1 protein-coding gene is annotated in these 2,037 nt (G+C 74.5%); it reads left to right on the top strand.

Annotated elements, in window-relative coordinates:
* The first annotated feature begins 175 nt into the window (after positions 1 to 175).
* The gene (locus ACFVGY_RS29735) at positions 176 to 1,843 is read left to right on the top strand and encodes a threonine/serine exporter ThrE family protein (protein ID WP_385682925.1); all 1,668 of its coding nucleotides are present in this window, start codon (positions 176 to 178) and stop codon (positions 1,841 to 1,843) included.
* Positions 1,844 to 2,037: the final 194 nt, after the last annotated feature.

The following is a 2,037-nucleotide window of genomic DNA, read 5'->3' as shown; positions in this document are numbered from 1 at the left end:
GGGGGGGGGTGTGTTTCTTTTTTTTTCTCCCGCCCGCCCCGGCGCGGGGGGGGGGCCCCCCCCGGGGGGGGGCCCCCCCCCCGCTGTCGTTTCCCCGGGCGCAGTCCGCCGGTTTCGCCGTGGACGAAACCGTTCCGCATACTGATACCCGGGCTGGCCGGGGACGGGAGGACGCGTGGCGGAGGCCGAGGGACCCGAGGACCCCGAGGGCGCGGAGGACCGGAAGCCGGCCTCCGACGAGGCGCACAGCGCCTTCTCCCTGCCGCCCGGGACGGAGCCCGAGTTCACCGGGGACGAGCAGCCGACCTCGGAGTTCACCGTGCCGGAGGGGCTGCCCCTGCCGGCGGAGGAGCCGGCCGAGGGGTCCGCGTTCGCGCCCCCGTCCACGTACGGCGCCCAGCACTCCCCGCCGACGTACGTTCCCGGCTCCGGCTTCCCCGTGTCCTGGATGACGGAGTCCCCCTGGCAGGACCGGATGCGCACCATGCTGCGCATGCCGGTCGACGTGCGGCCCGTCCCCGAACCGGTGCAGAAGCAGGCCGCGACGGGGCCCGCCGTGGGCCGGGTGCTCGACCTGACCCTGCGCATCGGGGAACTGATGCTGGCGGGCGGCGAGGGCGCCGAGGACGTGGAGGCGGCGATGTTCGCCGTGGCCCGCAGCTACGGGCTGGACCGCTGCGAGCCGACGGTCACCTTCACCATGCTGTCGATCACCCACCACCCCTCGCTCGTGGGCAACCCGGTGTCGGCGAACCGGACCGTGCGCCGTCGCGGCGCCGACTACACGCGGCTGGCGGCGGTCTACCGGCTGGTGGCCGACATCAGCACGCCCGAGGTCGACGTCTCGCTGGAGGAGGCCTACCGGCGGCTCGCCGAGATCCGGCGCAACCGGCACCCGTACCCGACGTGGGTGCTCACGGCCGCCGCCGGCATGCTCGCCGCCGCGGCCTCCATCCTGGTCGGCGGCGGTGTCATCGTCTTCTTCGCAGCCGCGATCGGGGCCATGCTCGGCGACCGGCTGGCCTGGCTGTGCGCCGGGCGCGGGCTGCCGGAGTTCTACCAGTTCGTGGTCGCGGCGATGCCGCCCGCCGCGTTCGGGGTGGCGCTCAAGCTCCTGGCGATCGAGGACGTCCAGGCCTCGGCCGTGATCACCGGCGGGCTGTTCGCCCTGCTGCCCGGGCGGGCCCTGGTCGCGGCCGTGCAGGACGGCCTGACCGGCTTCTACATCACCGCCTCGGCCCGGCTGCTGGAGGTCATGTACCTCTTCATCGGCATCATCATGGGCGTGCTGGTCGTGCTGTACCTGGGGCTCCAGTTGGGCGCCGCGCCCCGGCCGGAGGAGGTCCTCCAGATCACGCAGCGGCCGCTGATCCAGATCGCCGCGTCGATGGTGCTGGTGTTCACGTTCGCGATCCTGCTCCAGCAGGAACGTTCCACCGTGTGGATCGTGACGCTGAACGGCGGCGTCGCCTGGGCCACGTTCGGGGCCCTGCACTACGCGGGCGGCATCCCGCCCGTGCCTTCCACGGCCGTCGCCGCCGGGCTCGTCGGCCTGTTCGGGCAGCTCTTCTCCCGCTACCGCTCCGCCTCCGCCCTGCCGTACGTCACCGCCGCCATCGGCCCGCTGCTGCCCGGCTCCGCGACGTACTACGGGCTGCTGCTCATCGCCGAGAACCAGCTCAACAAGGGCCTCGGCTCGCTGACCAACGCCGCGGCCATCGCGCTCGCCATCGCGATCGGGGTCAACCTCGGGGCGGAGACCTCACGGCTGTTCATGCGGATCCCGCGGGCCGCGAGCGCCGCCCGCCGCCGCGCCGCGGCGAAGCGGACCCGCGGCTTCTGACATCGACCCGCAGACGCGCTCCCGTATGGCGCCGTCTGCGGGCCTCGGGAACACGACTGCGCCCCCCGGGGGACCCACGGGGCGCACCCGCGCCCCGGCATCGGCCACGCGGCCCCGCCCGGGCACGCGCCCAGAGGGTGGGGGCGGGCGACCCCCCGCGCCCGTAGACGGGGGGGGCGCGGGATCGCTCACCC

The organism is Streptomyces sp. NPDC127106 (assembly GCF_042677605.1).
Taxonomy (GTDB): Bacteria; Actinomycetota; Actinomycetes; order Streptomycetales; family Streptomycetaceae; genus Streptomyces.
This window is presented reverse-complemented; position numbering and strand designations above follow the sequence as displayed.